The sequence below is a fragment of the Rhodovulum sp. ES.010 genome, from assembly GCF_900142935.1.
Lineage (GTDB): Bacteria > Pseudomonadota > Alphaproteobacteria > Rhodobacterales > Rhodobacteraceae > Rhodovulum.
In genome coordinates this window covers 3,101,319-3,128,243 of record NZ_FSRS01000001.1, presented here as the reverse complement: position 1 = coordinate 3,128,243, position 26,925 = coordinate 3,101,319, and the positions used below count along the sequence as shown (strand labels likewise).

Annotated in this window: 28 protein-coding genes; 12 read left to right on the top strand and 16 right to left on the bottom strand. The window is 67.6% G+C overall.

Annotated features, from left to right (window positions below):
- The 9 genes from proC to yihA all read left to right on the top strand — a co-directional run bounded on the left by proC (position 1) and on the right by yihA (position 9,703).
- The gene (gene proC, locus BUR28_RS15465; protein WP_074220945.1) at positions 1–822 is read left to right on the top strand and encodes a pyrroline-5-carboxylate reductase; all 822 of its coding nucleotides are present in this window, start codon (positions 1–3) and stop codon (positions 820–822) included.
- Entirely contained in the window at positions 819–1,157 is a 339-nt protein-coding gene (locus BUR28_RS15460; RefSeq protein ID WP_074220944.1) for a tRNA-binding protein, read from the top strand. The genes proC and BUR28_RS15460 overlap by 4 nt, the downstream gene beginning before the upstream one ends.
- Positions 1,157–2,110 (top strand): 2-hydroxyacid dehydrogenase, encoded by a 954-nt coding sequence (locus BUR28_RS15455; RefSeq protein WP_074220943.1) that lies wholly within the window; start codon positions 1,157–1,159, stop codon positions 2,108–2,110. Before BUR28_RS15460 ends, BUR28_RS15455 begins: the two co-directional genes overlap by 1 nt.
- Before the next feature lie 23 nt (positions 2,111–2,133).
- A complete protein-coding gene (locus tag BUR28_RS15450) occupies positions 2,134–2,898 on the top strand; it encodes a DsbA family protein (RefSeq protein ID WP_074220942.1) in 765 nt (254 codons plus the stop codon).
- Positions 2,899–2,957: 59 nt separating this feature from the next.
- Positions 2,958–5,771 (top strand): DNA polymerase I, encoded by a 2,814-nt coding sequence (gene polA, locus BUR28_RS15445; RefSeq protein ID WP_074220941.1) that lies wholly within the window; start codon positions 2,958–2,960, stop codon positions 5,769–5,771.
- A 100-nt stretch (positions 5,772–5,871) separates the two neighbouring features.
- On the top strand, positions 5,872–6,282 hold the full coding sequence (locus BUR28_RS15440) for a universal stress protein (RefSeq protein WP_074220940.1): 411 nt from the start codon (positions 5,872–5,874) through the stop codon (positions 6,280–6,282).
- A gap of 144 nt (positions 6,283–6,426) precedes the next feature.
- Positions 6,427–8,310 carry a membrane protein insertase YidC gene (gene yidC / locus BUR28_RS15435; protein WP_074220939.1) on the top strand — a complete coding sequence of 628 codons (1,884 nt, stop codon included), beginning with the start codon at positions 6,427–6,429 and terminating at the stop codon, positions 8,308–8,310.
- Positions 8,307–9,053, top strand: a complete 747-nt coding sequence (locus tag BUR28_RS15430) for an MOSC domain-containing protein (protein ID WP_074220938.1) — start codon at positions 8,307–8,309, stop codon at positions 9,051–9,053. Before yidC ends, BUR28_RS15430 begins: the two co-directional genes overlap by 4 nt.
- Positions 9,050–9,703, top strand: coding sequence for a ribosome biogenesis GTP-binding protein YihA/YsxC (yihA, locus tag BUR28_RS15425; RefSeq protein WP_074220937.1), 654 nt, complete (start codon positions 9,050–9,052; stop codon positions 9,701–9,703). The genes BUR28_RS15430 and yihA overlap by 4 nt, the downstream gene beginning before the upstream one ends.
- A 238-nt stretch (positions 9,704–9,941) precedes the next feature.
- On the opposite strand, the gene BUR28_RS15420 is transcribed toward yihA, so the two are convergent.
- Positions 9,942–10,673, bottom strand: coding sequence for an SDR family NAD(P)-dependent oxidoreductase (locus BUR28_RS15420; protein ID WP_074220936.1), 732 nt, complete (start codon positions 10,671–10,673; stop codon positions 9,942–9,944).
- 131 nt (positions 10,674–10,804) lie between these two features.
- Here BUR28_RS15420 and argB point away from each other — a divergent pair, with 131 nt between their 5' ends.
- Both argB and BUR28_RS15410 read left to right on the top strand, forming a co-directional pair.
- Positions 10,805–11,656, top strand: a complete 852-nt coding sequence (gene argB, locus BUR28_RS15415; RefSeq protein WP_254813757.1) for an acetylglutamate kinase — start codon at positions 10,805–10,807, stop codon at positions 11,654–11,656.
- 68 nt (positions 11,657–11,724) lie between these two features.
- Entirely contained in the window at positions 11,725–12,231 is a 507-nt protein-coding gene (locus BUR28_RS15410) for a SixA phosphatase family protein (RefSeq protein WP_074220934.1), read from the top strand.
- Between the two features lie 10 nt (positions 12,232–12,241).
- Here BUR28_RS15410 and BUR28_RS15405 read toward each other — a convergent pair whose 3' ends face one another.
- The 13 genes from BUR28_RS15405 to BUR28_RS15345 form a co-directional block, all read right to left on the bottom strand.
- Positions 12,242–12,613 carry a 2Fe-2S iron-sulfur cluster-binding protein gene (locus BUR28_RS15405; RefSeq protein ID WP_074220933.1) on the bottom strand — a complete coding sequence of 124 codons (372 nt, stop codon included), beginning with the start codon at positions 12,611–12,613 and terminating at the stop codon, positions 12,242–12,244.
- A 323-nt stretch (positions 12,614–12,936) separates the two neighbouring features.
- A complete protein-coding gene (locus BUR28_RS15400; protein WP_074220932.1) occupies positions 12,937–13,728 on the bottom strand; it encodes an amino acid ABC transporter ATP-binding protein in 792 nt (263 codons plus the stop codon).
- 12 nt (positions 13,729–13,740) lie between these two features.
- The gene (locus BUR28_RS15395; RefSeq protein ID WP_074220931.1) at positions 13,741–15,057 is read right to left on the bottom strand and encodes an amino acid ABC transporter permease; all 1,317 of its coding nucleotides are present in this window, start codon (positions 15,055–15,057) and stop codon (positions 13,741–13,743) included.
- Position 15,058: 1 nt separating this feature from the next.
- Positions 15,059–16,492 carry an amino acid ABC transporter permease gene (locus tag BUR28_RS15390; protein WP_083626674.1) on the bottom strand — a complete coding sequence of 478 codons (1,434 nt, stop codon included), beginning with the start codon at positions 16,490–16,492 and terminating at the stop codon, positions 15,059–15,061.
- A gap of 157 nt (positions 16,493–16,649) precedes the next feature.
- Positions 16,650–17,669, bottom strand: coding sequence for an amino acid ABC transporter substrate-binding protein (locus BUR28_RS15385; protein WP_074220930.1), 1,020 nt, complete (start codon positions 17,667–17,669; stop codon positions 16,650–16,652).
- Positions 17,670–17,892: 223 nt separating this feature from the next.
- Complete coding sequence (locus BUR28_RS15380; RefSeq protein ID WP_074220929.1) at positions 17,893–18,612, bottom strand: ATP12 family chaperone protein; 720 nt, start codon at positions 18,610–18,612, stop codon at positions 17,893–17,895.
- 4 nt (positions 18,613–18,616) lie between these two features.
- Complete coding sequence (locus BUR28_RS15375; RefSeq protein ID WP_074220928.1) at positions 18,617–19,282, bottom strand: HAD-IA family hydrolase; 666 nt, start codon at positions 19,280–19,282, stop codon at positions 18,617–18,619.
- Positions 19,279–20,322 carry an RluA family pseudouridine synthase gene (locus BUR28_RS15370; protein WP_074220927.1) on the bottom strand — a complete coding sequence of 348 codons (1,044 nt, stop codon included), beginning with the start codon at positions 20,320–20,322 and terminating at the stop codon, positions 19,279–19,281. Before BUR28_RS15370 ends, BUR28_RS15375 begins: the two co-directional genes overlap by 4 nt.
- The gene (crcB, locus tag BUR28_RS15365) at positions 20,319–20,699 is read right to left on the bottom strand and encodes a fluoride efflux transporter CrcB (RefSeq protein ID WP_074220926.1); all 381 of its coding nucleotides are present in this window, start codon (positions 20,697–20,699) and stop codon (positions 20,319–20,321) included. Before crcB ends, BUR28_RS15370 begins: the two co-directional genes overlap by 4 nt.
- A gap of 31 nt (positions 20,700–20,730) precedes the next feature.
- Complete coding sequence (locus BUR28_RS15360; protein WP_074220925.1) at positions 20,731–22,047, bottom strand: replication-associated recombination protein A; 1,317 nt, start codon at positions 22,045–22,047, stop codon at positions 20,731–20,733.
- A 23-nt stretch (positions 22,048–22,070) separates the two neighbouring features.
- Positions 22,071–23,456: a trypsin-like peptidase domain-containing protein gene (locus BUR28_RS15355; RefSeq protein ID WP_074220924.1), complete on the bottom strand. Its 1,386-nt coding sequence runs from the start codon at positions 23,454–23,456 to the stop codon at positions 22,071–22,073.
- Between the two features lie 105 nt (positions 23,457–23,561).
- On the bottom strand, positions 23,562–24,152 hold the full coding sequence (locus tag BUR28_RS15350; protein WP_074220923.1) for an acyl-homoserine-lactone synthase: 591 nt from the start codon (positions 24,150–24,152) through the stop codon (positions 23,562–23,564).
- A 57-nt stretch (positions 24,153–24,209) separates the two neighbouring features.
- On the bottom strand, positions 24,210–24,821 hold the full coding sequence (locus tag BUR28_RS15345; protein WP_074220922.1) for a helix-turn-helix transcriptional regulator: 612 nt from the start codon (positions 24,819–24,821) through the stop codon (positions 24,210–24,212).
- Positions 24,822–24,945: 124 nt separating this feature from the next.
- Here BUR28_RS15345 and BUR28_RS19575 point away from each other — a divergent pair, with 124 nt between their 5' ends.
- Complete coding sequence (locus tag BUR28_RS19575) at positions 24,946–25,107, top strand: hypothetical protein (RefSeq protein WP_175566961.1); 162 nt, start codon at positions 24,946–24,948, stop codon at positions 25,105–25,107.
- 99 nt (positions 25,108–25,206) lie between these two features.
- Here the strand turns inward: BUR28_RS19575 and rplQ are convergent, their stop codons facing one another.
- Positions 25,207–25,629, bottom strand: coding sequence for a 50S ribosomal protein L17 (gene rplQ, locus BUR28_RS15340; protein WP_074220921.1), 423 nt, complete (start codon positions 25,627–25,629; stop codon positions 25,207–25,209).
- Positions 25,630–25,797: 168 nt separating this feature from the next.
- On the bottom strand, positions 25,798–26,814 hold the full coding sequence (locus BUR28_RS15335) for a DNA-directed RNA polymerase subunit alpha (RefSeq protein WP_074220920.1): 1,017 nt from the start codon (positions 26,812–26,814) through the stop codon (positions 25,798–25,800).
- Between the last annotated feature and the right edge of the window lie 111 nt (positions 26,815–26,925).

Genomic DNA, 26,925 nt, shown 5'->3' with positions numbered 1-26,925 from the left:
ATGGACATGGACGACCTCGCCACCCGGGGGCTGGTGCTTCTGGGCTGCGGCAAGATGGGCTCGGCGCTTCTGGAGGGCTGGCTGAAGCGGGAGCTGCCGGCCGGTGCGGTCTGGGCGATCGACCCGGGGCCGTCCGACTGGCTGCGCGCGCGCGCCGGCGAGGGCCTGCATCTGAACGAGCCCCTTCCGCGGGCGCCGGCCATCGTGCTGATCGCGGTCAAGCCGCAGATGATGGACGACGCGCTGCCGCAGGTGGCGCGGCTGGCCGACGGGCGCACGCTGTTCCTGTCGGTCGCGGCCGGAAAGACGCTGGACTACTTCGCACGCCATCTGGGCGACGCGGCCCCGGTGATCCGCTCGATCCCGAACACGCCTGCCGCCGTGGGCCGCGGCATCACCGCGCTGATCGGCAACGCACATGTCGGCGAAGAGGGCCTGTCGCTGGCCGAAACGCTGCTCTCTGCCGTGGGCCAGACCGTGCGGCTGGAGAGCGAGGACCAGATGGACGCGGTCACGGCCCTGTCGGGCTCCGGCCCGGCCTACGTGTTTCACCTGATCGAGACGCTGGCCGCCGCCGGAGAGGCGCAGGGCCTGCCCGCCGACATGGCCATGACACTGGCCAAGGCGACGGTGGGCGGTGCGGGACAACTGGCCGAAGAGGCGGAGGACGACCCGGCGCAACTGCGGGTGAACGTGACCTCGCCGCAGGGCACCACGGCGGCAGCGCTGGAGGTGCTGATGGACCCGGAGACCGGCTTTCCGCCACTCTTGAAACGCGCGGTCGCCGCCGCGACCAACCGCAGCAGGGAACTGGGAACGTGACCGAGATCAGCTTCGACGACTTCATGAAGGTCGATATCCGCGTGGGCGAGATCGTGCGGGCCGAGCCCTACCCGGAGGCGCGCAAGCCCTCGATCAAGCTGTGGGTCGATTTCGGCCCCGCGATCGGCGAGAAGAAGAGCTCGGCCCAGATCACCGCGCATTACGCGCCCGAGGACCTGCCGGGCAAGCGGGTGCTCGGCGTGGTCAACTTCCCGCCCCGGCAGATCGGCAAGTTCATGTCCGAGGTGCTGGTGCTGGGCTTGCCCGATGCCGATGGCGAGGTAGTTCTCATCACGCCGGACAAGGACGTGCCGATCGGGGGGAGAATGTACTGATGGCGAGGATTCTGGTGACGCGGCCGATGCCGGGCAAGGTGGGCGCCATCGTCCGCGAGCTTGGCGAGGTCGAGATGCGGGACAGCAACGCGGCCCTGTCGGACGCGGAACTGCGCCGGGCGCTGGCGGAGTTCGACATCGTGCTGCCGACCCTGGGCGACATGTTCACGGCCGAGGTCTTTGCCGATGTCCGCACGCCCAGGGCCCGGCTTCTGGCGAATTTCGGAATGGGCTACAACCATATCGACGTCGCGGCCGCGCATGCGCTGGGGATCGCGGTGACCAACACGCCCGGCGCGGTCACCGATGCCACCGCCGATATCGGCATGCTGCTGATCCTGATGACCTGCCGGCGCGGCGGCGAGGGCGAGCGGATGGTCCGCGCGGGCCAGTGGACCGGCTGGCACCCGACCCAGATGCTGGGCCTGCATGTCACCGGCAAGACGCTGGGCATCGTGGGGATGGGCAATATCGGCCAGGCGCTGGCCCGGCGCTGCCATTACGGCTTCGGGATGGAGGTGGTGTATTACACGCGCTCGCCCAAGCGGCTCGACTTCCCGGCCCGCGCCGTCGACAGCCTTGCCGCGCTCGGCGCGGCGGCCGACGTGGTCGTCTCCTGCGTGCCGGGGGGCGCGCAGACGCGGCACATGATGGGCGCGGACCTGTTCGACGCGATGAAGCCCACGGCGCATTTCGTCAACATCTCGCGCGGCGACGTGGTCGACGAGGCTGCGCTTATCGCGGCGCTCGAGGCGGGCCGGATCGCGGGCGCCGGGCTCGATGTCTACGAGTTCGAGCCCCACGTGCCCGAGCAGCTTGTGGCCATGGAGAACGTCGCGCTGCTGCCCCATCTCGGCACCGCCACGCTGGAGGTGCGCGAGGCGATGGGGATGATGGCCGTCGAGAACATCCGGGCCTACCTCGCCGGCGAGGACCTGCCCAACCCGGTATAGGCGCGGCTCTAGGGGCGGAGGCCATGATCGGGCGCACGCGGCGGAACATTCTCTGGCTTGGCGGCATCGCGCTGGCCTATCTCGCGCTGTCCTCGGGACCCGGCCTGTGGCGCCGCGCCTTTCCGCCCGACTTCGCGTTCGAACCGATTCCGGGCCTGCCCGGGTTTCACCGCGTGCCGAGCGCGGCGACCGTGCCGGCATCGCCCGCGCTGATCGGGCTGGAGCCCGTCCCGCGAGAGCCGTCGGCGCCACAGGACCTGCGTGCCGATCTCTGCCGGCATCTCTTCGGCGCCCCGCCTCGGGGCCGCGTGCCGGTGGCCTATTTCACCGATGTGCGGTGCCAGTATTGCCGTCGCATGACCCCGCTGCTGATTGCCCGCGCGCAGGCGCCCGCTTCGCCGATCCATCTCGCCTGGCATGAATTGCCGCTGCTGGGCGCGACATCGGTGCTGGCGGCCCGCGCGTCGCTGGCCGCCGCGGCCCAGGGCGCCGGGCCGGAACTTCATGCCCGGCTCGCCAACGCTCGGATGGTGCCGACGCCGGCAAGCCTGCGCCGCGTGGCCGAGGATATCGGGCTGGACGGCGACCGGCTGCTGGTGGACATGGACGCCCCCGCGATCGACCACCAACTTGCGGTCAGCCGCACTCTTGCCGACCTCTTCGGCTTCCCCGGCACGCCCGGCCTGGTCATCGGCCGGACTGCCGTGCTCGGCCGGATCGAGGAGGGATCGCTGGAGCGGCTGATCGCACGCGAACGCGCCGAGGCTGGCACCGCCCCCTGCGCCTAACGGCTGGCGGCGGGCATGGCTTCGTGGCAAACCGGGGGCGCACAGCGAAGGGGGCGAACATGAGCGGGAATTTCGGCAAGGGCTGCCATCTGCACCTGATCGACGGATCGGCCTTCATCTTCCGCGCCTTCCACGCGCTGCCGCCCCTGACGCGCAAATCCGACGGCCTGCCGGTGGGCGCGGTCGCGGGCTTCTGCAACATGATCCAGAAATACGTCGAGGATAACGCGGGCCCCGACGCGCCGACCCATGTTGCGGTGGTGTTCGACAAGGGCAGCCACACCTTCCGCAACGACCTTTATGATCAATACAAGGCCAACCGGGACGAGATGCCCGAGGACCTGCGCCCGCAGATCCCGCTGACCCGCGAAGCCACCCGCGCCTTCAACATCGCCTGCATCGAGAAGGAGAATTACGAGGCCGACGACATCATCGCCACCCTCGCGCGGCACGCGACCGAGGCGGGCGGCCGCGTCACCATCGTCAGTTCCGACAAGGACCTGATGCAGCTGGTCGGAAACGGCGTCGAGATGCTGGACGCGATGAAGAACCGCCGGATCGGCGTCGAGGAGGTGGAACAGAAGTTCGGCGTGGGGCCCGAGCGCGTGGTCGACGTGCAGGCGCTGGCCGGCGATTCCGTCGACAACATCCCCGGCGCCCCGGGCATCGGGGTGAAGACTGCGGCGCTCTTGATCAACGATTTCGGCGATCTGGAAACGCTGTTGGACCGGGCCGAGGAGATCAAGCAGCCCAAGCGCCGCCAGACCCTGATCGAGCACCGCGCGCAGATCGAGTTGTCGAAGAAGCTGGTCACGCTGGACGCCGACACGCCGCTCGACTTCCCGCTGGACGACCTGGAGGTGCGGGACCCCGAGCCGGAGGCGCTGTTGGACTTCCTCGCGCAGATGGAGTTCCGCACGCTGACCAAGCGGATCGCCGAGAACCTGAGGGTCGAGCCGCCGGTCATCGGCGACACCAACCCGGCGGGCGCCGCCCCCTCGGAACAGCCGGACGTGCCCGAGGCGCTGCCCTTCACGCCCGACACCTATGACTGCGTCCGCGACGCCACGGCTTTGCAGGTCTGGATCGACCGCGCCAATGCCCGCGGCTGGGTCGCCGTCGACACCGAGACGACGGGCCTCGACGAGATGCGCTGCGATCTGGTGGGCGTGTCGCTGTCCGTCGAGCCGGGCGCGGCGTGCTACATCCCGCTGGGGCATCGCGACGGCGACGGCGATCTCTTCGGGTCGGATGCGCTGGCCGAAGGGCAGATGCCTCTGGACGAGGCGCTGGCGATGCTCAAGCCGCTCCTGGAAGACCCGGCGGTGATGAAGATCGGCCAGAACATGAAATACGATGCCAAGGTGCTGGCGCGCTACGGCATCGATATCGCGCCCATCGACGACACGATGCTGATGTCCTACGCGATGAATGCCGGGCTGCACGGCCATGGCATGGACACGCTCAGCGAACGCTATCTCGGACACGTCCCAATCCCGATCAAGGAGCTGATCGGTTCGGGCAAGTCGCAGATCACCTTCGACCGGGTGCCGATCGACGAGGCGGTGAAATACGCCGCCGAGGATGCCGACATCACGCTCAGGCTCGCGCAGCTCTTCAAGCCGCAATTGCACACGCACCGCGTGACGACCGTCTACGAGACGCTGGAACGCCCGCTGGTCCCGGTACTGGCGCAGATGGAGCGCACCGGCATCAAGGTCGACCGCGACACGCTGAGCCGCATGTCGAACGCCTTTTCGCAGAAGATGGCGGGGTTGGAGGCGGAAATCCACGAGCTGGCGGGCGAGACGTTCAATGTCGGCAGCCCCAAGCAGCTCGGTGAGATCCTGTTCGACAAGATGAGCCTTTCGGGCGGCAAGAAGGGCAAGACCGGCGCCTATGCCACCGGCGCCGATGTGCTGGAAGACCTCGCCGCCGAGGGCCACGACCTGCCCGCCCGCGTGCTGGACTGGCGCCAGCTCAGCAAGCTGAAATCGACCTATACCGACGCGCTTCAGGACCACATCAACCCCGACACGGGGCGCGTGCATACCTCTTACGTCATCACCGGCGCGGTCACCGGGCGGCTGGCCTCGACCGACCCGAACCTGCAGAACATCCCCGTGCGCACCGAGGAGGGCCGGCGCATCCGCGAGGCCTTCGTCGCCGACGAGGGCAAGGTGCTGGTTTCCCTCGACTATTCCCAGATCGAGCTGCGCATCCTCGCCCATGTCGCGGGGATCGACGCGCTGAAGGCGGCGTTCCGCGACGGCCAGGACATCCACGCCATGACCGCCTCGGAAATGTTCGACGTGCCGATGGAGGACATGACCCCCGAGATCCGCCGCCAGGCCAAGGCGATCAATTTCGGGGTGATCTACGGCATTTCCGGCTTTGGCCTCGCGCGCAACCTGCGCATCCCGCGGGCCGAGGCGCAGGGCTTCATCGACCGCTATTTCGAACGCTTCCCCGGCATCAAGGCCTACATGGACGAGACCGTGGCCTTCGCCAAGGCGAACGGCTACGTCCAGACGCTGTTCGGGCGGCGCATCCATACGCCCGAGATCGGCGCCAAGGGGCCGCAGGCCGGGTTCGCCAAGCGCGCCGCGATCAACGCGCCTATCCAGGGCACCGCGGCCGACATCATCCGCCGCGCCATGATCCGGATGCCGGACGCCATCGCGGACCTGCCCGCGAAGATGCTGTTGCAGGTCCATGACGAGCTGATCTTCGAGGTCGAGACGAGCGCCGCGGACGAGGTCGCCGACGCCGTGCGCGAGGTGATGGAAGGCGCCGCCCTGCCGGCCGTGAAGCTCGACGTGCCGCTGGTCGTCGATGCCGGACAGGGGGCCAACTGGGCCGAGGCCCATTGAACGCCGCTTCCGCCCCCCATCGCGGCGTATTGCGACATGATCCCTTAACCGGGAGGATGTAAGGCAGCGCCACCCCGGATACCATCGACAGGACCCCGACATGCCCCGCGAGATCAAGACGATCCTCTGCCCGCTGAACCTCCGCCACGCGGAACTGGCCCACCCGGCCTATGGCGAAGCGCTCAGGCTCGCCAAGTGGCACGGGGCCGAGGTGATCCTCATGACCGTCGCCCCCGAGATGGAACGCAACCTCAACATCCGCGACTCCGAGGCGTTCTGGAAACAGGAACTCGCGCGTTTCCTGAAGGAGAACCCCGCGGGCGACGTGCCCGTGCGCCTTGTGGTGCGCAAGGGCGCGCCCCATCGCCAGATCGTCAAGATGGCCAAGGCCGAAAAGATCGACATGATCGTCATGGAATCGGCCAACCCGCGAATCCAGGACTACCTGCTGGGCACGACGGCAACTCACGTGATGAACCATGCGCCCTGCACGGTGATGGTCGTCCGCTAAGCGGCCGGGCCGCCGACCGGCCCGCTACGCACCGCGCCCGCGCCGGGGCGCGACGGCCCGCATGCGTCGGGAAAACAGCTTGACCTCGCGGGCCGCAATCTGTTGAACCACCCGCAATTCCACAGACACGGGTAGCGGCCTGACATGGACGATCAAGGCAAGAATCTTCTGCTCGCGACGGCGCTAAGCTTTCTGGTGATCCTGCTTTGGTACGCGGTCGGGCCGCGCATGTTCCCCGAGTGGTTTCCCGAGCCGGAGCCCGCGAGCGTGGAGATGAGCGAGACGCAGGATGACGCGGCGACAGCGCCCGCGCCGCAGCCCGATATCGCGGCCACGCCCCCCGCCCCTGCCTCGGACGCCGCCGCGAGCGGGCCGCAGGCCGAAACCGATGGGGCGGAGCCGGCCGCGGGCGCCGACCTGCCCCGGCTCGACATCGACACCCCGCGCCTGGCGGGCTCGATCTCGCTTCTGGGCGGGCGCATCGACCAGCTTGCCCTCAAGGACTACCAGGAGACGATCGAACCGGACTCCGAGAACGTGGAACTCCTGTCGCCGGTGGGCAGTCCGCGGCCCTACTACGCCCTTTACGGCTGGGCGCCGGCGGGCCAGCTGTCCTATGAACAGGTGCCCGGCGCGAATACCGAGTGGCAGGCCGAAAGCGGCGGGCCGTTGAGCGTCGGGAACCCCGTCACGCTGATCTGGGACAACGGCGCGGGGCTGACCTTCCGCCGCACGATCAGCGTGGACGAGGACTACCTGTTCACCATCCGGCAGAGCGTCGAGAACAACAGCGGCGAAACCGTGCGGATGGCACCCTATGGCATCGTTGCGCGCCACGGCCAGCCCGACACGATCGGCTTTTTCATCCTGCACGAGGGCGTCGTCCGCCAGCTCGACAACGAGCTGGAAGAGATCGACTACAACGACATGCCGGACATGGACTTCGTCGACCGCGAGGCCGCCCGCGCCAATGTCGCCCAGGTCGAGGAGAACGGCTGGATCGGCTTCACCGACAAGTACTGGATGACCACGCTGATCCCCGATCCGGGCCAGCGGTTCACCTCGGTCGCGAAATACGTCGAGGGCACGGACATCTACCAGGTCGAATCGCGCCTGCCCGTGGTCACGGTCGGACCGGGGGAGACGTCGCAGACCGAGACGATGCTCTTCGCCGGCGCGAAGGAGTGGGAGACGATCCGCGAATACCAGCGCGAGGAAGGCATCTACCGCTTCATCGATTCGATCGACTGGGGCTGGTTCTTCTTCTTCACCAAGCCGATCTTCTGGCTGCTGCACTGGGTGAACGCGGCCTTCGCCAGTATCGGCATCCCCGGAAGCATGGGCTGGGCGATCATCGGGCTGACGCTGATCATCAAGGCGATCCTGCTGCCCCTGGCCTACAAGTCCTACACCTCCATGGCGAAGATGAAGGAACTTCAGCCGAAGATGGAGGAGATCAAGGAGCGCGTCGGCGACGACCGCCAGAAGCTCCAGCAGGAGATGATGGCGCTCTACAAGAAGGAACAGGTCAATCCGGCCGCGGGCTGCCTGCCCCTCCTGGTGCAGATCCCGATCTTCTTCTCGCTCTACAAGGTGATCTTCGTCACCATCGAGCTGCGCCACGCGCCCTGGATCGGCTGGATCCGCGACCTGTCGGCGCCCGACCCGTCCTCGTTCCTCAACCTGTTCGGGCTTCTGCCGTACACGGTGCCCAATCTCGGTGCGTTCGAGCTCCTCTCGCTGGGCATCCTGCCCATCGTCTTCGGTATCTCGATGTGGCTGCAGCAGAAGCTGAACCCGACGCCCACAGACCCCACCCAGGCGATGGTCTTCGCCTGGCTGCCCTGGGTGTTCATGTTCATGCTGGGCGGCTTCGCCTCGGGCCTGATCCTGTACTGGATCGCGAACAACCTGATCACCTTCGCGCAGCAATACGCGATCATGCGCAGCCACGGCTACAAGCCCGACGTGCTGGGCAACATCCTGTCGAGCTTACGGCGGAAGAGTTCCGAGACGGGCGGAAAATGACCGCCCGCCTGGCGCAGATCTGGCGCCACCCGATCAAGGGGCACGGGGCCGAGGCGCTGGACGAGGTAACGCTGGAAACGGGGCGCACGATGCCCTGGGACCGGACATGGGCCGTCGCGCACGAGGCGGCCCGCGCGGACGGCACGGGCTGGGCGCCTTGCGCCAACTTCTCGCGCGGGGCCAAGGCGCCGGAGCTCATGGCGATCATGGCCCGGCTTGACGCGGCGGCCGAAACCGTGACGCTGCGCCACCCGCAACGGCCCGAAATCACCTTTGCGCCCGACCGCGAGGCGCCGGCGTTCCTCGACTGGGTCGCCCCGCTTATGCCCGCCGACCGGGCGGCGTCCGCCCGGATCGTCCGCGTGCCGGGGCGCGGGATGACCGACAGCGACTTCCCCTCGGTCAGCGTGCTGGGCCTGTCGTCGCTGCGCGCCCTGTCCGACGCGGTCGGGCGCGTACTCGACCCGCGGCGTTTCCGCGCGAATTTCTGGATCGAGGGGCTGGCGCCGTGGGAAGAGTTCGACTGGGTCGGGCGGCGCCTGCGGATCGGCGCCGCCGAAATCGCGATACGCGAGCGCATCGGCCGCTGCATGGCGACCGCGGCCAACCCCGAGACCGGCCGGCGCGACGCCGACACGCTGGGCACGCTCGAGGCGCGGTGGGGCCATACCGACCTCGGCGTCTATGCCGAGGTGATCGCGGGCGGCCGGGCCGCTCTGGGCGACAGGGTGGACCTGCTGTGAGCGCCCTGCCCTTTCCCCTGGCGTCCGTCCCCGACACCCCCGCCGCCGAACGCGGGCGCAAGCTCTTCGCCGGGCCGGTCGCGTTTCTCAAGGGCGTTGTCGCGATGGACGGACTGCCGCCGGCCGACCGCCCCGAAATCTGCTTCGCCGGCCGGTCGAACGTGGGCAAATCGAGCCTCATCAACGCGCTGACCGGCCGCAGGGCACTCGCACGCACGTCGAACACGCCTGGACGGACGCAGGAGATCAACTATTTCACCCTCGGCGAGAGCCATTACATGGTCGACCTGCCTGGCTACGGCTACGCCGAGGCGCCGGTGGCGGTCGTCGAACGGTGGCAGCAGCTTCTGAAAGCCTATCTCGCCGGCCGCTCCACGCTCCGCCGCGCCTTCGTGCTGATCGACACGCGCCACGGGGTGAAACCCGTGGACGAGGAGATCATGGCGCTGCTCGACGGCGCCGCCGTGACCTTTCAGGTGGTGCTGACCAAGGCCGACAAGGTGAAGGACAAGGAGCGCGACAAGGTTCTGGCGCAGGTGCGCGGGCGCCTGGCCAAGCACCCGGCCGCCTTTCCCGAACTGGTGCTGACCTCGGCCGAGAAAGACGACGGAATCGCGACGCTCCGCGCCATCGTCGCCGGGATCGGCTGACGCGCGCCGCTCCGTGCGAGGGCCCTGCGGCGCCACCGATCAGGGCGATCGCCAGAGCCGGAGGTCGGCAAGGGGGGCTCTGCCCCCCGTCCTTCGGACTCCCCCCGGGATATTTCGCGCCAGAAGAAGAACCGGGGGAATCTACTGGCCGAAAATATCCCGGGGGTCGCGGGGGCAGAGCCCCCGCGCCAGTCGCCTCGCGGAAGCGAGGCGAAACCGGAGGGGCGGACGCAGGACCTTACACGTGCTGGCCCGCGTTCACCTCGATCTCGGTGCCGGTGACGTAGCTCGATTCCTCGGAACAGAGGAAATGGATCACGCTGGCGACCTCCTCGGGCTGGCCGAGCCGGCACAGCGGGAGCCCTTCGACGATCTTCTCGGTCCCCGGTGACAGGATCGAGGTCTCAACCTCGCCCGGCGCGATGGCGTTCACCCGCACGCCCAGCGGCCCGAAATCATGCGCCATCTCCCGCGTCAACGCCGCGAGCGCCGCCTTGGAGGTGGCATAGGCCGCACCCGCGAACGGATGCACCCGGCTGCCCGCGATGGAGGTGACGTTGACGATGGCCCCCTGCGCCGCGGCCAACTCGTCCTGCAGCCCGCGGGCCAGAACGATCGAGGCGAAGAAATTCACGTGGAAGACATGCCCCCAAGTGCGCAGGTCGGTCTCCAGCGTGTTGAGCCGCCCGCCGCCTTCGGCCTTGGGCGAGATGCCGGCATTGTTGACCAGCGCGTGCAACCGCCCCTGGGGCAGCTTGCCGCGGATCACCTCGATGGCGCGCTTGGTGGCGGCCGCATCGGCCAGATCGATCTGGATATGGTTCTCGGCCCCGCCGGGCCAGGGGCAGCGCGGGTCGAACGGCTGGCGCGAGCAGGTCAAGACCCGCCAGCCCTCGGCCGAAAACCGTTTCACGGTCGCATGTCCGATGCCCCGGCTCGCGCCGGTCAAGAGCAGAATCTTCTCATCCATGGGGTGCGTCTCCTTCGCCCGGCCACCCTAAATGGGCCAGACGAAAAGACAATGACCCTTGGCGCGGGCGCAGTGGCGGTCTAACACATGCGCCCAGTGACCGGCCCGAAAAGATGAAAAGACGCACGCCCATGAAACGCGACTGGATCGCCACCGCCCGGACCCTGTCCGAGGCGCTCCCCTATCTGCAGCGCTATACCGGCGCGATTGTCGTCATCAAGTTCGGCGGCCATGCCATGGGCGACGATGCCGAGATGGAGAGTTTCGCCCGCGACGTGGTGCTGATGCGGCAGGTCGGCGTGAACCCGGTGATCGTCCATGGCGGCGGGCCGATGATCAACGAGATGCTGGCCAAGCTGGGCGTGACCTCGGAGTTCGTCCACGGCAAGCGGGTGACGGACCAGGCCACCGTCGAGGTGGTGGAGATGGTGCTGTCGGGCCGGGTGAACAAGCGCATCGTGCAGGCGATCAACGACCAGGGCGGGCGGGCCGTGGGGCTGTCGGGCAAAGACGGGGGCCTGATGATCTGCGAGCAAAGCGATCCCGAGCTCGGCTTCGTCGGCACGCCGTCGGAAATGAACCCGAAGGTGCTGCACAGCCTGTTCGAGTCGGGGTTCATTCCCGTCGTCGCGCCCCTCGGGGCGGGTCGAAAGGGCGAGACCTTCAACGTCAACGGCGACACCGCCGCCGGCGCCGTCGCCGCCGCGCTCAAGGCCGACCGGCTGCTGCTGCTGACCGACGTGGCCGGTGTGAAGGACGAAACCGGCGAGGTCGTCACCGAACTGACGCCGGAGAACATCCGCGAGATGACCGACCGGGGCGTGATCGCCGGCGGCATGATCCCCAAGACCGAAACCGCGCTCGCCGCGATCGAGGGCGGTGTCCGGGCGGTGGTGATCCTCGACGGGCGCGCGCCCAACGCCTGCCTGCTGGAGCTTTTCACCGATCACGGCGCGGGCTCGCTGATCCGCCGGCCGCGCTGAACGCGCTGGGCTAAAACGGGAAGCTGTGACAGGATGCCCGCACGTTCGAGCAGCATGACGGCCCGCCGATGACCCTTCGCCTGATACTGGTCCGCCACGCGAAATCGAGTTGGGACGACCCGGGGCAGGACGACCACGACCGACCGCTGAACGCCCGCGGCCGGGACGCGGCGCCACGCGTGGCGTCCTGGCTGGCAGAGCGCGACCATGTGCCGGCCGAGGTTGTCAGTTCCACCGCCCGGCGCGCGGTCGAAACGTGGGAGCGCATGGCGCCCGCCTTCGGCGAGTGCACGGTGATGCGGCGGGCCCCGGCGCTCTACCACGCCGGGCCCGAACGGATGCTCGAGGTGCTGAATGCCTGCGCCGCCTCCCCGGTCCTGATGCTGGGGCACAATCCGGGCATCGGCGACTTCGCTCGGCGCATCCTCCGCAAGCCGCCCGCGAACGACCGCTTCGCGGCCTATCCGACCTGCGCCGCCCTTGTCGCCGCCTTCGAGGGTGACGACTGGAGCGAGGTCGACTTTGGCACCGGACACGCGATCGATTTCATCGTCCCCAAGCAGATCGCCGACTGAAGCCGGCGCCTCAGTCAGAGCCCCCGGGCGTGCCGGTGAAGCTCACGGTCACGTCCTCGTCCCGCGCGATGAACTGGCAGGCCAGGCGATAGCGCGGCGGCATGTCGTTGACCTCGGCATTCTCGATCTCGGCCTCGGTAATCTTGCCCAGTTCCTTCAGCGTCAGCTTTTCCTTGTCGGTCAACATGATCGCCTTCTTCGCTTCGGGAGCGTCATAGGTCACCTCGATCAGACAGGACCCGCAATTCCCGTCGCGGCACTCGAACGGGATCGGGATGCGGTGCTCCTCGGCGAGGGCGAGAATCGTCTTGGTGTCGCCGGCGACGGCATAGACCGCCTTGTCCTTGTGCATCACCGGCGAAGAAAAGGTCACGATGGCCATGTCACTTGTCCCTTGTCTGTTTCCGTCATCTGGCGGACTCTGGATCGATCCGCCCGCACGCTCCCTGTCGAAGAAAGCAAAGAGCGTGCCACCGGCTGAACGGCCGCCTCCCAACGGGATGCGACCGGAAACGGAGCCGGGATCGGACAATCGTCGGAAATCCGACATCGGCAAGCGGGCATTGCCGACAGGGGCCAGGGCCGTGAGGCGCGCGTCTTCTTCTTGGCGAAAATACTCCGGGGGTCCGGGGGCGGAGCCCCCGGCCGGTCGCCCCGGCGCAAGCCGGGGCGAAACGGGACGGCCCGCGCCGACCCGCGCCCGCGTCAGTGGCCGAGGATCTGGCTGAGGAACAGCTTGGTCCGGTCGGACTGCGGATTGTTGAAGAATTCCTCGGGCTCGTTCTGCTCGACGATCTGCCCCTGGTCCATGAAGATCACCCGGTTCGCCACCTGCCGGGCAAAGCCCATCTCGTGGGTGACGCAGATCATCGTCATCCCCTCCTCGGCGAGCTCGATCATGGTGTCGAGCACCTCCTTGATCATCTCGGGGTCGAGCGCCGAGGTCGGCTCGTCGAACAGCATGATCTTGGGCTTCATGCAGAGCGAGCGCGCGATCGCCACCCGCTGCTGCTGCCCGCCCGAAAGCTGGCCGGGATACTTGTTGGCCTGCTCGGGGATCTGGACCTTCTCGAGGAAGTACATGGCGGTTTCCACCGCCTCCTTCTGGGGCACCTTGCGCACCCACATCGGCGCCAGCGTGCAGTTCTCGAGGATCGTCAGATGCGGGAACAGGTTGAAATGCTGGAACACCATCCCCACTTCGGAGCGCACCTTGTCGATGTTCTTCAGGTCGCTCGTCAGCTCGATCCCGTCCACGACGATCTGGCCCGACTGGTGTTCCTCCAGCCGGTTGATGCAGCGGATCAGCGTCGACTTGCCCGAGCCCGAGGGCCCGCAGACCACGATCCGCTCGCCCTCGTAGATCGTCAGGTTGATGTCGCGCAGCACGTGGAACGCGCCGAACCACTTGTTCATGTTGGCGATCTGGATGGCGACCTCATCGGAGATCGTCAGTTTCGAGCGGTCGACTTCGCGGTCCACGGCGAGTTCGGACATGGGCGAGGCTCCTCAGCGGTTCTCGGTCTGCAGCTTGCGCTCCAGCCACATCGAGTATCGGGACATCGAGAAACAGAAGACGAAGAACAGCAGCGCAATGAAGCCGTAAAGCTCCCACACGATGCCGTTCCACGCGGCGTTGGCCCGGATCGCGTTGGAAAAGCCCAACGGGTCCAGAAGGCCAATGATCGAGACCAGCGTGGTGTCCTTGAACACCCCGATGAAGGTCGAGACGATGCCGGGGATCGAGATCTTCAGCGCCTGGGGCATGACGATCAGCCGCTGCGCCTTCCAGTAGTCGAGGCCCAGCGCATCGGCCGCCTCGTACTGGCCCTTGGGCAGCGCGGCGAGCCCGCCCCGGATCACCTCGGCCATGTAGGCCGAGGCGAACAGCGTCACCATGATGATCACGCGCAGGATGATGTCGAAATCCGTGCCCGGCGGCATGAAGTAGTTGAGCAGCAGCGAGGCCACGAACAGCAGCGTGATCAGCGGCACGCCCCGGATGAACTCGATGAAGCCGGTGCAGATCGCGCTGATGATGAACAGGTTCGACTGCCGCCCCAACGCCAGCAGCACGCCGATCGGCAGCGAACAGGTGATCGCCACGAGGCCGATGGTAATCGACAGCATGAAGCCGCCGAAGGCGCGGCTGGCGACGGGCTCGATGCCGAGCGGCAGCACCGATTGCATCAGCGCGGCCCAGCCGCCTGCCGCAAGCAGCCACCATAGCACCGGCACCAGCCCCCCGGCGATGACGCCCAACAGCGAGCCCGTGGCGCCGGCCACCAGACGGAATGCGAAATAGCCCAGAACGAAGCCCAGCGCGACGGCAAGCGGCAGCCAGAACGTGCCGCCCCAGAGCAGCCAGGGAACGAGGAACGGCGCGACCGCCGACAGCCACAACAGCTTGCGCGGCAGCCCGGTGAACAGGATCGGTGCCAGCGCTGCGAGTGCCAGCCCGAAGGCCAGCAGCGGCCGCCAGTAGAGCTCGGACGGGTAGAAGCCGAAGATGAGCTGGAGGTAGCGTTCGCGGATCACCGCCCAGCAGGCGCCGTCCGCGGTCGGACCGAAGGCCGCGTCGATCTGCCGGCGGCACTCGTCCAGGGAATTGGCCGTCCAGCTCGACTGCACGATCCAGGGCAGCGAATGGGACAGCACATAATAAATGAAGCCCAGCGACAGCAGCGTGAGGATCGCGTTGAACCAGTTGGAAAACAGGTTCTCGCGCAACCAGCCGACGATGCCGACCGAGCTGGCGGGCGGCGCCTGTTCCGGTACCATCGTGTCGCGGACATAGGCGACGGTATGGGCGTGGGTTCCGCTCATCTTACCGCTCCACCAGTTTGACGCGGCTGTTGTACCAGTTCATCACCGCCGAGATGCAGAGCGAGATGATCAGGTAGCACAGCATCAACAGCAGCACGCATTCCAGCTCGCGCCCGGTCTGGTTCATGGTGATGCCGCCCAGCGTGCCGGTGATGTCCATGTAGCCCACCGCGATCGCGAGCGAGGAGTTCTTGGTCAGGTTCAGGTATTGCGAGATCAGGGGCGGGATGATGACGCGCAGCGCCTGGGGCAGGATCACCAGCGACATGATCCGGTTAGGGCGCAGGCCCAGCGCGGCCGCGGCCTCGGTCTGGCCCTTGGAAATGGCGAGGATCCCGCCGCGCACGATCTCGGCGATGAAGGCGGCCGTGTAGAACGCAAGCGCCAGCCACAGCGCGATCAGCGAGTTGCGCATGTGGATGCCGCCGTCGAAATTGAACCCCGTGAGTTCCGGCTTCTGGAACTGCACCCCGAGCGCGGCGAGAACCGCGGCGACCGGCAGCACGATCACGGCGAGTTGCGCCCAGATCGTGCCGGGCCGAAGCCCGGTCGCTTCCTGCCGGCGGTCGGCCCATCGCGAGATCGCCCTTGCGCCGAGGAGCGAGGCGCCGAACACGCCCAGGATCAGGACCCAGTCCCAGACCGACGACGAGGGCAAGGCCCCGGTCGTCTGCCCGCGGTTCTCGATTTCTTGCGCGCGCTCGGCCGGGGCATCGGACTGGCCGGTGGCACTTCCTCCGGCGCCGCCCGTGGCGATCCGGCTGCTTCCGCCCGCCATCCCGACGACACCGCCGGCCGCGCCATCGCCGCCGACCGCCTCCGCCTCGGGCTGCACGGCCGGAGGGTTGCCACCGAGCGAGCGGGTGAACTGGGGCTTGGGGATGTAGAAGCCGCGATTGGTGAGCGCGACACTGTCGCCAAGGAGCATCCGCGCCTCGGGTTCGGCGCCGCGATAGGCGCTGGGTGGCGGGAAGGTCTCGATCAGGATCGCCATCGAGAACACGATCCACAGCAGCACCGGCACGTTGCGGAACATCTCGACATAGACGGACATGATCTGCGCCACGAGCCAGTTGTTCGACAGGCGCAGAACCCCCACGATCACGCCGACGACCGTGGCGAGCGCACAGCCGAGGACCGCCACCAGCAACGTGTTCAGAAGCCCGACCATCGCGGCCCGCAGATGACTGTCCTGGTTGTCGTAGGGGATCAGCGTCTGGTTGATGTCGTATTGCGCCGGTTCGGTCAGGAAGCCGAACTCGATCGGCTTGCCGAGATCGGCAAGGTTCTGCATCGTGTTGTTGACAAGCCAGGCCGCCAGCAGCATGAACACCATCAGCGCGACCACCTGTATGGTCAGCGACCGATAGCGTGTGTCATAGATCAGCATGCTGAGCCGGAACGCCTCCTTCGGCGGATCGCTGGCTGTGGTCATCGCGGCGCTCCCTGTCGCGCTTTCCCGGAACACAGTTTTATTTTGCGCTGGCCCCGTGTCGGGCGCGCTCTTCCGGGTGTCGTCCTTCCGGGTGTCGTCTTGTTTTTACCTCAGATAGAAGAAGGGCGCGGAATGTCCCGCGCCCTTCGTCACTGGCTTACCGGAACGGCGGCGCATAGAGCAGGCCGCCCTCGGTAAACTGCGCGTTGAGACCGCGCGCCAGACCGATCGGGGTGTTCTCGCCGATATACTTCTCGAACAGCTCGCCATAGTTGCCGCCGGCCTTGATGGCGCGGACGGCCCAGTCGCTGTCCAGCCCGATCATCTCGCCCAGATTGCCCTCGGTGCCGAGCAGGCGGTTGATCTCGGGGTTGGAGGTCGGGTTCGAGGCCAGTTCGTCGACATTCGCCGAGGTCACACCGTATTCCTCGGCCGCGATCAGCGCGTTCAGCGTCCAGCGCACGATGTCGGCCCATTCGTCATCGCCGTGGCGCACAAGCGGGCCGAGCGGCTCTTTCGAGATGATATCGGGCAGCACGGCATGGGCCGACGGGTCCTCGAACGTGGCCCGCGTCGCGGCGAGGCCCGAGGCGTCGGTCGTGTACACGTCACAGGCGCCGGCCAGGTATTGCTGTTGCGCCTCGGCATTGGTCTCGATCGGCACCGGCTCGTAGCCGATGTTGTTGACACGGAAGAAGTCGGCGAGGTTGAGCTCGGTCGTCGTGCCGGTCTGGATGCAGACCGTCGCGCCGTCGAGTTCCTTGGCGGAGCTCACGCCCAGATCCTTCGGCACCATGAAGCCCTGGCCGTCATAGTAGTTGATGCCGACGAAGGTGAACTTCAGGTCGTTGTCGCGCCTGAAGGTCCAGGTGGTGTTGCGGGACAGAACGTCGATCTCGCCCGAGGCCAAGGCGGTGAAGCGGGTCTTGCCGGTCGTGGGGACGAATTCGACGGCCGAGGAGTCGCCCAGCACCGCGGCGGCCACCGCCCGGCAGACCGCAACGTCGAAGCCCTGCCATTCGCCGTTCGCATCCGGCGCTGCGAAGCCGACAAGCCCGGTATTCGTGCCGCAGTTCAGCGTTCCGCGCGCCTTCACGTCGTCAAGCGTGGCGGCGGCTCCCGCTCCGGCTGCCAGCCCGGCTACCGTCAGCGCGCCAAGAAATACGGATGTCTTCATGTTTACCTCTTCCTGATGTTCCGCCCTCTAGACGGCATTTTTTTGTCACCCCGGCAGGGCAATGGCCTCATCCGAGAGAACAACCCCCGCAGCGCGGCAAGTTTGGGCAAATTCCCGCCACAAGGTCAAGGGCGCACTGGTGGGCGTCGCGTTGCGGGGCCGGCCGGACCGCCCTCGGAAAGGCCCGCACAAGAATCGGGCAAGGCGGCGCAAAGGCTGGGCATTACGCGGATCGGCGGGCCAGATCGGCGAAGCGGCGGGCCTGAAGAAAGTCCTCTTTCTTGCGCGCCGCGGCCGCGGCGGCCTCGTCGTCGACGCCCCATTGCCGCTCCTGCCAGGTCTCGTCGAGGCGCGAGAGGTCCCACAGTTCCTCGATCGGCGCCACGGCGTCCTCCATCGCCGCGAAGCCGATGACGAGCGAGCCCGAGAGACCCACGAGATTGTGCAGCGCCGTAAGCTCGAACTCGTCGCGCGCGGCAACGCGGGCCTGCAGCGCGGACAGGGCGTCGGCCGGCTGCGGGCAGGGGATCACCCCGCTTGTGACGACAAGCGGGGCCTCCAACGCGTCGCGCGCCCAGGCCAGCAACGGCCCCCAGGCGGCCTCCTGCCAGGCGACCAACTCGGCCGGGCTGTCGGCGCGGTGGCACAACAGATCGCTTTCGCCATAGGCGGCGATCAGGGCCGCGACCTCCGCCCGGTGGGTGCGCACCCGGTCGATCGCGGCATTGGCCGCGCGGGTGACGGGCATGGTCAGGGGCCGCACCTCGGCCTCCTGCGCGTCCCACTCGGCGGCGGCGGCCTCGGCCATGGCGCGAGTCGGCATCACCAGCGGTGCCTTGGCAGGCGTGCGCAGGGGCCGGCCGTCCAGATGCACGGTGAAGCCGCCATCGGTCTCGGCGACCTCGGCCGCTTTCCAGAACCGCTTGAGCGCCCATTCCGCCATCGTTTCAGCCCCTCCAAAGCCCGTTCACGGCCGCGGGCAGCGCCGCGAACCCGGCGACCACGGCGTCGGCCGCCCCCAGCCGGTCGGGCGGGTGATAGCCCCAGCCCACGCCCAGCGTCCGCACCCCCGCCGCGCGGCCCATCTCGATGTCGTATTCGGTGTCACCGATCATCACCGCGTTTTCGGGCGGCACGCCCGTTTCCGCGAGCGCGGCCAGCACCATTGCCGGGTGCGGCTTGGAGGGGTGATGATCGGCGACCTGCAGCGTGACGAAATGGTGCCCGAGGCCATGCGCCTCCAGGATGTGGTCGAGCCCGCGGAGCGACTTGCCGGTGGCGATGCCCAACAGATGCGTTTCTACCCCCGCCAGCACCTCGAGCGCCCCGCGCGCGCCGGGATAGAGCGGCGAAGCGGCGTTGCCGACGCGATGCGCGAAGAATGCCGCGCGATAGGTCTCGACCATCCGCGCACGCTGCGGCGCGTCGAGTTCGGGCACGAGCGTTGCCATCGCGACCTCGAGCGAAAGCCCGACCACGCCGAGGACCTGCGACTGCGGCGGCACCGGCAGCCCCTCGGCGACGAACGCGGCCTCCATCGCCGCGGCGATATGCGACTGGCTGTCGACCAGCGTGCCGTCGACGTCGAAGATGATGAGCCTGAGATCGCTCATTCCGCCGCCTCGAACGGATCGGCGGGGACGTCGGACTCGGACCAGCCGAACATCTGCCAGGTGCGGCGCATGTGCTCTGGCAAGGCGGCGGTGAGGGTGAGCGGGCGGCCGGTGACCGGGTGGGTCAGCGAAAGCGCGCGCGCGTGCAGATGGAGCTTGCGGCTGACCTCACCGCCGAGTTGCGCGCCCCAGCCCTCGCCCTCGTTGACCTGGCCCGAGCCGCCATACTTGCCGTCGCCCACGATCGGGTGGCCGACCTCGGCCATATGGGCGCGGAGCTGGTGGGTGCGCCCGGTCACGGGGACAAGCGCGCACCAGGACGCGCGCTTGGCCAGCGAAGAGAGCACCGCGTAGTCGGTCACCGCGCGCTTTGCGCCGGGGGTCGCGTCCACCGCGTCGGGGTGGATGCAAACCATCTTCTCGCCCTCGCCCTTGGCGCCGTGGCCCGGCGCCTTCACCAGGCCGTAGCGGATCGTGCCCATCGCGGGACTGGGCGTGCCGGCGACCGCCGCCCAGTAGATCTTGCGCGTCTCGCGCGAGCGGAAGGCCGAGGTGAGGTCCTTGGCCACGGCGCGGGTGCGGGCCATCAGCAGGACGCCCGAGGTGTCCTTGTCGAGCCGGTGGACGAGCCGGGGGGATTCGTCCAACCCGAAGCGCAACGCCTCGGCCATGCCGTCGACGTGGCGGGTCTGCCCGCTGCCGCCCTGCACAGGCAGGCCCGGCGGCTTGTTCAGGGCAAGGATGTGGTCGTCGCGATAGATCACCGCCGCCCGGATCATCCTGGCGTCGGCCTCGCTGACGGCGGGGCGCGGGGTCGCAGGGGCCTCGCCCGGCTCGGGCAGCGGCGGGATGCGCACCTGCTGACCCTCTTCGACGCGGCTCGCGGGTTTCACCCTGCCGCCATCGACGCGGATCTCCCCTTTGCGGCACATCTTCTCGATCCGACCCTGGGGCACATGCGGAAAGCGCCGCCGGAACCAGCGGTCGAGCCGCTGGTCGCCCTCGCCCGCGCCCACGGTCAGGGTCTGCACCCCGCTCACGGCAAAAGCCCCCGCGCCACCCAGAGCCCCGCCGCGATCGCCGCAAGCGACAGGATCATCGAGGCCGCGACATACCCCGCCGCCAGCCCGGTCTGGCCGCGCTCGTAGATCGTCATCGCGTCCAGCGAGAAGGCCGAAAACGTGGTGAAACCACCCAGAAGCCCGGTAATGAAGAACGGCGCGAAATGGGTGCCGCCCTTCTTTGCCAGCACCACCACCAGCACCCCCATCAGGAACGACCCGACGATGTTCACCGTCAGCGTTCCCCACGGGAAGCCCGACCCCATCAGGCGGATCGTGGCCACGCCCGTCAGGTACCGGGCCACCGCGCCCAACGCGCCGCCCAGCGCCACCTGCAGGATCGTTCCGGAAGTCATGGCGTTCCCTTCGCGCCGCGCACCGGCCTTGTCAACCGCCCTGCCGCTGGGCACGCAGCTTGGTGAAGTAGTCCAGGCGGCGTTTCAGTTCCCGTTCGAAGCCGCGTTCCACGGGGTTGTAGTAGACGCCGCGCTTCATTTCGTCGGGGAAGTAGTTCTGCCCCGAGAAGCCCGCCTCGCTGTCATGGTCGTATTCATATCCCGCGCCATAGCCCTGCTCCTTCATCAGCTTGGTCGGCGCGTTGCGGATATGCTTGGGCGGGGGCTCCGACCCGGTGCGTTTTGCCGCCGCGCGGGCGTTCTTGTAGGCCGCATAGCCCGCGTTCGATTTCGGCGCGAGCGCGAGGTAGAGCACCGCCTGGCCCAGCGCCAGTTCGCCCTCGGGCGAGCCGAGGCGTTCGTAGATGTTCCACGCATCGAGGCAGAGCGTCTGCGCCTGCGGATCGGCAAGCCCGATATCCTCGATTGCCATGCGGGTGATGCGCCGCGCGAGGTAGCGCGGATCCTCGCCGCCCTCCAGCATCCGGGCGAGCCAGTAAAGCGCGGCGTCGGGGTCGGAGCCGCGCACCGATTTGTGCAGCGCAGAGATCAGGTTGTAATGCGCCTCGCCGGACTTGTCGTATTGCGCGGCGCGTTTCTGCAGCCGCGCGGCAAGGTCCTGGGGGGACAGCGCGCCGTCGACATTCCAGGCGGCGATTTGCTCGATCAGGTTGATCAGGGCCCGCCCGTCGCCATCGGCCATCTCCAGAAGCTGCTCGCGCGCCGGGCCGGTCAGCGGCAGCGCGCGGCCCAACTCGTGCTCGGCCCGCTGGGCCAGGAGTTCCAGATGCGCGAGGTCGAGCCGGTCGAGCACCAGCACCTGCGCGCGGCTCAGAAGCGCGGCGTTCAACTCGAAGCTGGGATTTTCCGTGGTCGCGCCGACCAGCAGGATCGTGCCGTCCTCCATATGCGGCAGGAAGCCGTCCTGCTGGGCCTTGTTGAAGCGGTGGATCTCGTCCACGAAAAGCAGCGTCCCCTGCCCGTTGGCGTGGCGCATCTTCGCCGCCTCGAACACCTTCTTCAGCTCGGCGACGCCGGTGAAGATCGCGCTGATCTGGACGAAGGCGAGGTCGGTCTCGTCGGCCAGAAGCCGCGCGATCGTGGTCTTGCCCACCCCGGGCGGCCCCCAAAAGACCAGCGAGGACAGCGTGCCCGAGGCCAGCATCACGCCCAGCGGCGCGTCGGGGCCCAGCACATGCTCCTGCCCGATGACATCGGCCAGCTGCGTGGGGCGCAAGCGGTCGGCCAAGGGGCGCGGCCCGCTTTTGGAGGGTGTCTCGCCCTCGGCACGGTCGAAGAGGTCAGCCATGTGCCCAGCCTATGCCAGCGGGCTCAGACACGAAAGCGCAAGGCGCCGCGCCGCCCGTCGCGCAGATACTCGACATACCAGCCGCGCCCGCCCGCCCGCGCGGCGGCGGCCACGTCGCGCGTGGTGCGAATCTCGCGGTCGTTGATCTGCACCAGGACATCGCCGGCGCGCAGCCCCACGCGGCGCGCCACGTCGCCCGGATCGGTCACCAGAACGCCCGCCGCGTCGGCCGGCAACCCCGCCTCCTGCGCGACGGCGGGGTTGAGGTTGACGACCGACAGCCCGGCCAGGACGCTGCGCCCTGCAATCGTCACCGGGTCGCGGGGAGGGGTCTCGGGCGGTGCGATCAGCGCCAGCCGCGCCTCGAACCCGCGCCCGTCCCGCAGGTAACGAAGACCGATCTCGCCGCCGACGCCCTCCGCCGAGAGGCGGAACAACATCTCTTGCGGAGTATTCACCGGCGCGCCGCCAAGCTCGATCACCACGTCGCCGCGCCGGAGCCCGGCCTTCGCGAAGGGGCTTTCGGGATGCAGCCCGGTGAGCACGACGCCTTGCGGCACATCGAGGCCGAAGCCCTCGGCCAGTCCCGCATCCACCGCCTGGCCGGAGATGCCCGCCCACGGGCGCTGGAACCGGGCGCGCCCTTCGCGCGCCTGGTCCACGAACCGCGAAACGAGGTTCGCCGGGATCGCGAAGCCGATGCCGTTCGACCCGCCCGAGCGCGACAGGATCGCCGTGTTGATGCCGACCAGCCGGCCCTGCATGTCCACGAGCGCGCCGCCCGAGTTGCCCGGGTTGATCGCCGCGTCGGTCTGGATGAAATAGCCGCGCCCGCCGCCGATCGACAGCCCCGAGCGCGCCAGCCCGGAGACGATGCCGGAACTGACCGTCTGGCCGATGCCGAACGGGTTGCCGATGGCGAGCACGAGATCGCCCACCTCGACCGTGTCGGAATTTCGGAGATCGAGCGCGGGCAGGTCCTCGGCGCCCCGCAGCCGCAGGATCGCGAGGTCCGACTCCTCGTCGCTCAACAGCACCTCGGCGTCGAACTCGCGGCGGTCCGCCAACACCACGCGGATGTCGGTCGCCTGGCCGACGACGTGGTAGTTGGAGACGACCAGACCGTCGCGCGACACGATCACACCGGAGCCGAGCGAGTTCTGCACCCGCGGCTGGGCTCGGCCGAAATTGCGGAAGAGGTCGGAAAAGAATGGATCGTTCGAGAACGGGCTCACCCGGTCGGCGACCACGCGTCGCGCATAGATATTGACCACCGCGGGCGCGGTTTCACGGACGACGGGGGCGAAGCTGAGGCTGATCTCGGCGCGCGAGGCCGGCAGGCGGCGCTCTTCGGCCGCGAGCGGCAGGGCGGCGAGACAAAGGCAAAGGATCGCTGCGAAGCGGGTCATCGGTTGGCTGCACATGAACGTCACACCCACGCATATGCGCGCATGGCATGACGAGTTCAACGCCGGGACACCCCCCGCCCACCCGAGCGGGGGGCTTGCGCCGCGTCAGTGCAGGTTCGCCGCGAAGTTCATCGAGACCACCTGGTTCTTGATGCCGTCGATTTCCATCACCGGGCCCATCGCCGTCATGTCGATGCCCACCCGCTTGTACCACAGGGTCCAGTTGGCGTTGAGCAGCGTAAGACACTGGGTGGCGCCCAGGCTGCGCGCGGCCTTGGCCAGTTCCTGCACGAGATTGAAGTAGATCGGGCGGCGCTGGGCCAGCGGCACCTTCTGGCTGACGAAAAGCCGCGAGCTTTCCCAGACCGTTTCGGCCACCGGCGCCTCTTCATAGAGAAGATGCGAAGGGATCGTGTCGAGAAGCCCCTTCTGCGCATCGCGGATCATGTAGCTGTAGATTCCGCAGCGGGCGGTCGTAGGCGTCAACCGGTTGCCCGCGAGGACCTGGCCCAGGTCGTCATGAACGACCACCCAGCGGCTGGCCGGGGTGTCGTACTGGTCGTATTCCATGCCCAGCGCCTCGGGCAGGTCCCATTTGTTCTGCTCGATGAAGAGTTCACGCCTTGCGCGAAGCATGTTGGCAAAGAGTTCGCCATGGTTGTGCAAGTTTTCGAAGGAGAGAGTCGTGGTCTGCATAGGAGCCTCCTGCAGGGTTGGTGATGTGGTTGGTACCCGTGCGGAAGGCGACGGCCGTCAAAGCAGCCGGTAATCCTTGGCGCGCTGAATGGCTTCTGCAGTGGTGCGCGCCATGAGCCGCTCGCGAGCAGAGGCGAGGCGGGCCTTGAGCGCACTTTCCGAGATCCCCAGCTTGCTGGCCGCGGCCGCCTGGCGGTCGCCGTCCGCAATGCATTTCAGCGCTTCGATCTGAGCCTTGGTAAGCTCTTGCGGTGGCTCGGTCATGTCGTGCAAACGACGCACGATCGCTTCGATCTGGTCGATCTCGGCATCCGTGAATTCCCGATCTGCTCGCGCCACGCTGGCAATGGTCCTGGAAGTGATCGGTCCCCAGGAGATCGTCACGCCGAACCTCAATCCGAACCCCGCGGCCTCTTGGAGGATGCCGAAAGGGTCCGGTATGCTTTCGTTGCTCCACCGAGTTGCTCCGGTGGTTGAAAAACCCCACGCGACCATCGGGTCGCGCAGGACATAGCCATGCTCGGTGTAGTGGGCGAGCCACTCGGGGTCATATGTCTGAAAAGTCATGAGAGGCGACGTGAATCGGATGTGCAGCCCGATGTTGTAGCCCTCGGGGGCCATCGCATCCAAAGCCTTCAATTCCCTATCAAACACTGACTTTTCGAACATGACCTTTTAGACAAGTTGCGGAATTTTCAGTCAACCTTAAATTGTTTGCTGCGACGTCACGTATTTGGACAGTCTAGCGGAGTATTCAGTGCGTACAATCCACCCCAATCTCTTTACGAGGCTGATGCGCCTGCCTGCGGCCGTGCGGATCGACATGCTGGAATTCCTCGGCGCCACGCCGGTCGCCGATGCCCAACTCGAGCGCATGCTGCACGATGTGGACCGCCTGCTGGAGGATGACCGACGGGCCATGACTGTCCGTGAACCGATGGCCTGCGGCGCCTGACCCCCGACCCGAACAGGAAAAGGCCCTGCCAGGCGGCAGGGCCTTTCGCAATTCTCGGCATATGATTTCCGCGCGGCGCAGACCGGAACGCGGGCCGGATCACTCCTCTTCGGCGGCTTCCTCGGCCTCGAGCCGCGCGCGATCCGCGGCGCCCTTGGCCTCGGGGTCGCGGTCGACGAGTTCGACGATCGCCATCGGCGCCATGTCGCCGTACCGGAAGCCCGCCTTCAGCACGCGGACATAGCCGCCCGGACGTTCGGCATAGCGCGGGCCCAGCACGTCGAAAAGCTTGGCGACATGGGCGTCCTGCTTCAGCCGGGCGGCCGCCTGGCGGCGGGCGTGCACGTCCCCGCGCTTGGCCAGCGTGATCAGCTTGTCGGCGACGCGCTTGAGTTCCTTGGCCTTCGGCAGCGTGGTCTTGATCTGTTCATGTTCGATGAGCGAGCCGGCCATGTTGGCGAACAGGGCCTTGCGGTGCTCATGGGTGCGGTTGAGGCGGCGATAGCCGCTAGCGTGACGCATCTGTCTTCTCCGTCTTTGCCCTCGGGGGGGCGTTTTGCTTTGTCCGGCCGGCGATGCGTGTCACCGGCTCACCTTGGGGCGGTTTGCCCGGTCGTTTCCCCGCCCGACGCGCCACGGGGCGTGTGGGCGGGTGGGAGGGGCACGCCCTGTGGCGCGTCCCCCGCTGGATCAGAACTGGTCCTCGAACTTCTTGGCCAGTTCCTCGATGTTCTCCGGCGGCCATTCCTCGACATCCATGCCGAGATGCAGGCCCATGCCCGAGAGCACCTCCTTGATCTCGTTCAGCGACTTCCGGCCGAAGTTCGGCGTGCGCAGCATCTCCGCCTCGGTCTTCTGGATCAGGTCGCCGATATAGACGATGTTGTCGTTCTTCAGGCAGTTCGCCGAGCGCACCGACAACTCCAGCTCGTCCACCTTCTTCAGCAGAAGCGGGTTGAATTCCAGACCGTCGTCCTCGGATTCGCGACCCGCGGATTCCGGCTCCTCGAAATTGACGAAGATCGACAGCTGGTCCTGCAGGATGCGCGCCGCGAAGGCCACCGCGTCCTCGGGCGTGACCGAGCCGTCGGTCTCGACCTTGAGCGTCAGCTTGTCGTAGTCGAGCACCTGGCCCTCGCGGGTCGGCTGGACGTCATAGGCCACCTTTTTGACCGGAGAGAAGATCGCGTCGATCGGGATCAGCCCGATCGGGGCGTCCTCGGGTCGGTTCTTGTCGGCCGCGACATAGCCCATGCCGGTGTCCACGGTCAGTTCCATGAACAGGTCCGCGCCCTCGTCGAGATGGCAGATCACGTGGTCGCGGTTCAGCACCTCGATCCCGGCCGTTTCCGAGATGTCGCCGGCGGTCACGACGCCCGGCCCCTTGGCCGCGATCGACACCCGCTTCGGCCCCTCGACCTCCATCTTCAGCGCGACGCCCTTGAGGTTCAGCACCACGTCGGTCACGTCCTCGCGGACCCCGGCGATCGAAGAGAACTCGTGCAGCACGTTGTCGATCTGGACGCTGGTGATCGCCGCGCCCTGCAGCGAACTCATCAGCACCCGGCGCAGCGCGTTGCCGAGGGTGAGGCCGAAGCCGCGCTCCAGCGGCTCGGCCACGACGGTCGCCTGTCGCGCGGGTTCGTTGCCCGGCCTGATGTCAAGCTGGGTCGGCTTGATGAGTTCCTGCCAATTCTTGTGGATCATGAATGTCTCCTCAATTCCTGCCCTTCGCCCATGTCCAAAGCGAAGAACGCCCGAGGGAAATAGCGACATGCCCGGGCCACCGAAGAGGCGGCAGCCCGGGCGGAAAATCCG

Coding starts and splice junctions, on each gene's coding strand:
- proC (WP_074220945.1), top strand. CDS start 1: ATGGACATGGACGACCTCGCCACCCGGGGGCTGGTGCTTCTGGGCTGC.
- BUR28_RS15455 (WP_074220943.1), top strand. CDS start 1,157: ATGGCGAGGATTCTGGTGACGCGGCCGATGCCGGGCAAGGTGGGCGCC.
- BUR28_RS15450 (WP_074220942.1), top strand. CDS start 2,134: ATGATCGGGCGCACGCGGCGGAACATTCTCTGGCTTGGCGGCATCGCG.
- polA (WP_074220941.1), top strand. CDS start 2,958: ATGAGCGGGAATTTCGGCAAGGGCTGCCATCTGCACCTGATCGACGGA.
- BUR28_RS15440 (WP_074220940.1), top strand. CDS start 5,872: ATGCCCCGCGAGATCAAGACGATCCTCTGCCCGCTGAACCTCCGCCAC.
- yidC (WP_074220939.1), top strand. CDS start 6,427: ATGGACGATCAAGGCAAGAATCTTCTGCTCGCGACGGCGCTAAGCTTT.
- BUR28_RS15430 (WP_074220938.1), top strand. CDS start 8,307: ATGACCGCCCGCCTGGCGCAGATCTGGCGCCACCCGATCAAGGGGCAC.
- BUR28_RS15420 (WP_074220936.1), bottom strand. CDS start 10,673: ATGGATGAGAAGATTCTGCTCTTGACCGGCGCGAGCCGGGGCATCGGA.
- argB (WP_254813757.1), top strand. CDS start 10,805: ATGAAACGCGACTGGATCGCCACCGCCCGGACCCTGTCCGAGGCGCTC.
- BUR28_RS15410 (WP_074220934.1), top strand. CDS start 11,725: ATGACCCTTCGCCTGATACTGGTCCGCCACGCGAAATCGAGTTGGGAC.
- BUR28_RS15405 (WP_074220933.1), bottom strand. CDS start 12,613: ATGGCCATCGTGACCTTTTCTTCGCCGGTGATGCACAAGGACAAGGCG.
- BUR28_RS15400 (WP_074220932.1), bottom strand. CDS start 13,728: ATGTCCGAACTCGCCGTGGACCGCGAAGTCGACCGCTCGAAACTGACG.
- BUR28_RS15395 (WP_074220931.1), bottom strand. CDS start 15,057: ATGAGCGGAACCCACGCCCATACCGTCGCCTATGTCCGCGACACGATG.
- BUR28_RS15390 (WP_083626674.1), bottom strand. CDS start 16,492: ATGACCACAGCCAGCGATCCGCCGAAGGAGGCGTTCCGGCTCAGCATG.
- BUR28_RS15385 (WP_074220930.1), bottom strand. CDS start 17,669: ATGAAGACATCCGTATTTCTTGGCGCGCTGACGGTAGCCGGGCTGGCA.
- BUR28_RS15380 (WP_074220929.1), bottom strand. CDS start 18,612: ATGGCGGAATGGGCGCTCAAGCGGTTCTGGAAAGCGGCCGAGGTCGCC.
- BUR28_RS15375 (WP_074220928.1), bottom strand. CDS start 19,282: ATGAGCGATCTCAGGCTCATCATCTTCGACGTCGACGGCACGCTGGTC.
- crcB (WP_074220926.1), bottom strand. CDS start 20,699: ATGACTTCCGGAACGATCCTGCAGGTGGCGCTGGGCGGCGCGTTGGGC.
- BUR28_RS15360 (WP_074220925.1), bottom strand. CDS start 22,047: ATGGCTGACCTCTTCGACCGTGCCGAGGGCGAGACACCCTCCAAAAGC.
- BUR28_RS15355 (WP_074220924.1), bottom strand. CDS start 23,456: ATGACCCGCTTCGCAGCGATCCTTTGCCTTTGTCTCGCCGCCCTGCCG.
- BUR28_RS15350 (WP_074220923.1), bottom strand. CDS start 24,152: ATGCAGACCACGACTCTCTCCTTCGAAAACTTGCACAACCATGGCGAA.
- BUR28_RS15345 (WP_074220922.1), bottom strand. CDS start 24,821: ATGTTCGAAAAGTCAGTGTTTGATAGGGAATTGAAGGCTTTGGATGCG.
- BUR28_RS19575 (WP_175566961.1), top strand. CDS start 24,946: ATGCGCCTGCCTGCGGCCGTGCGGATCGACATGCTGGAATTCCTCGGC.
- rplQ (WP_074220921.1), bottom strand. CDS start 25,629: ATGCGTCACGCTAGCGGCTATCGCCGCCTCAACCGCACCCATGAGCAC.
- BUR28_RS15335 (WP_074220920.1), bottom strand. CDS start 26,814: ATGATCCACAAGAATTGGCAGGAACTCATCAAGCCGACCCAGCTTGAC.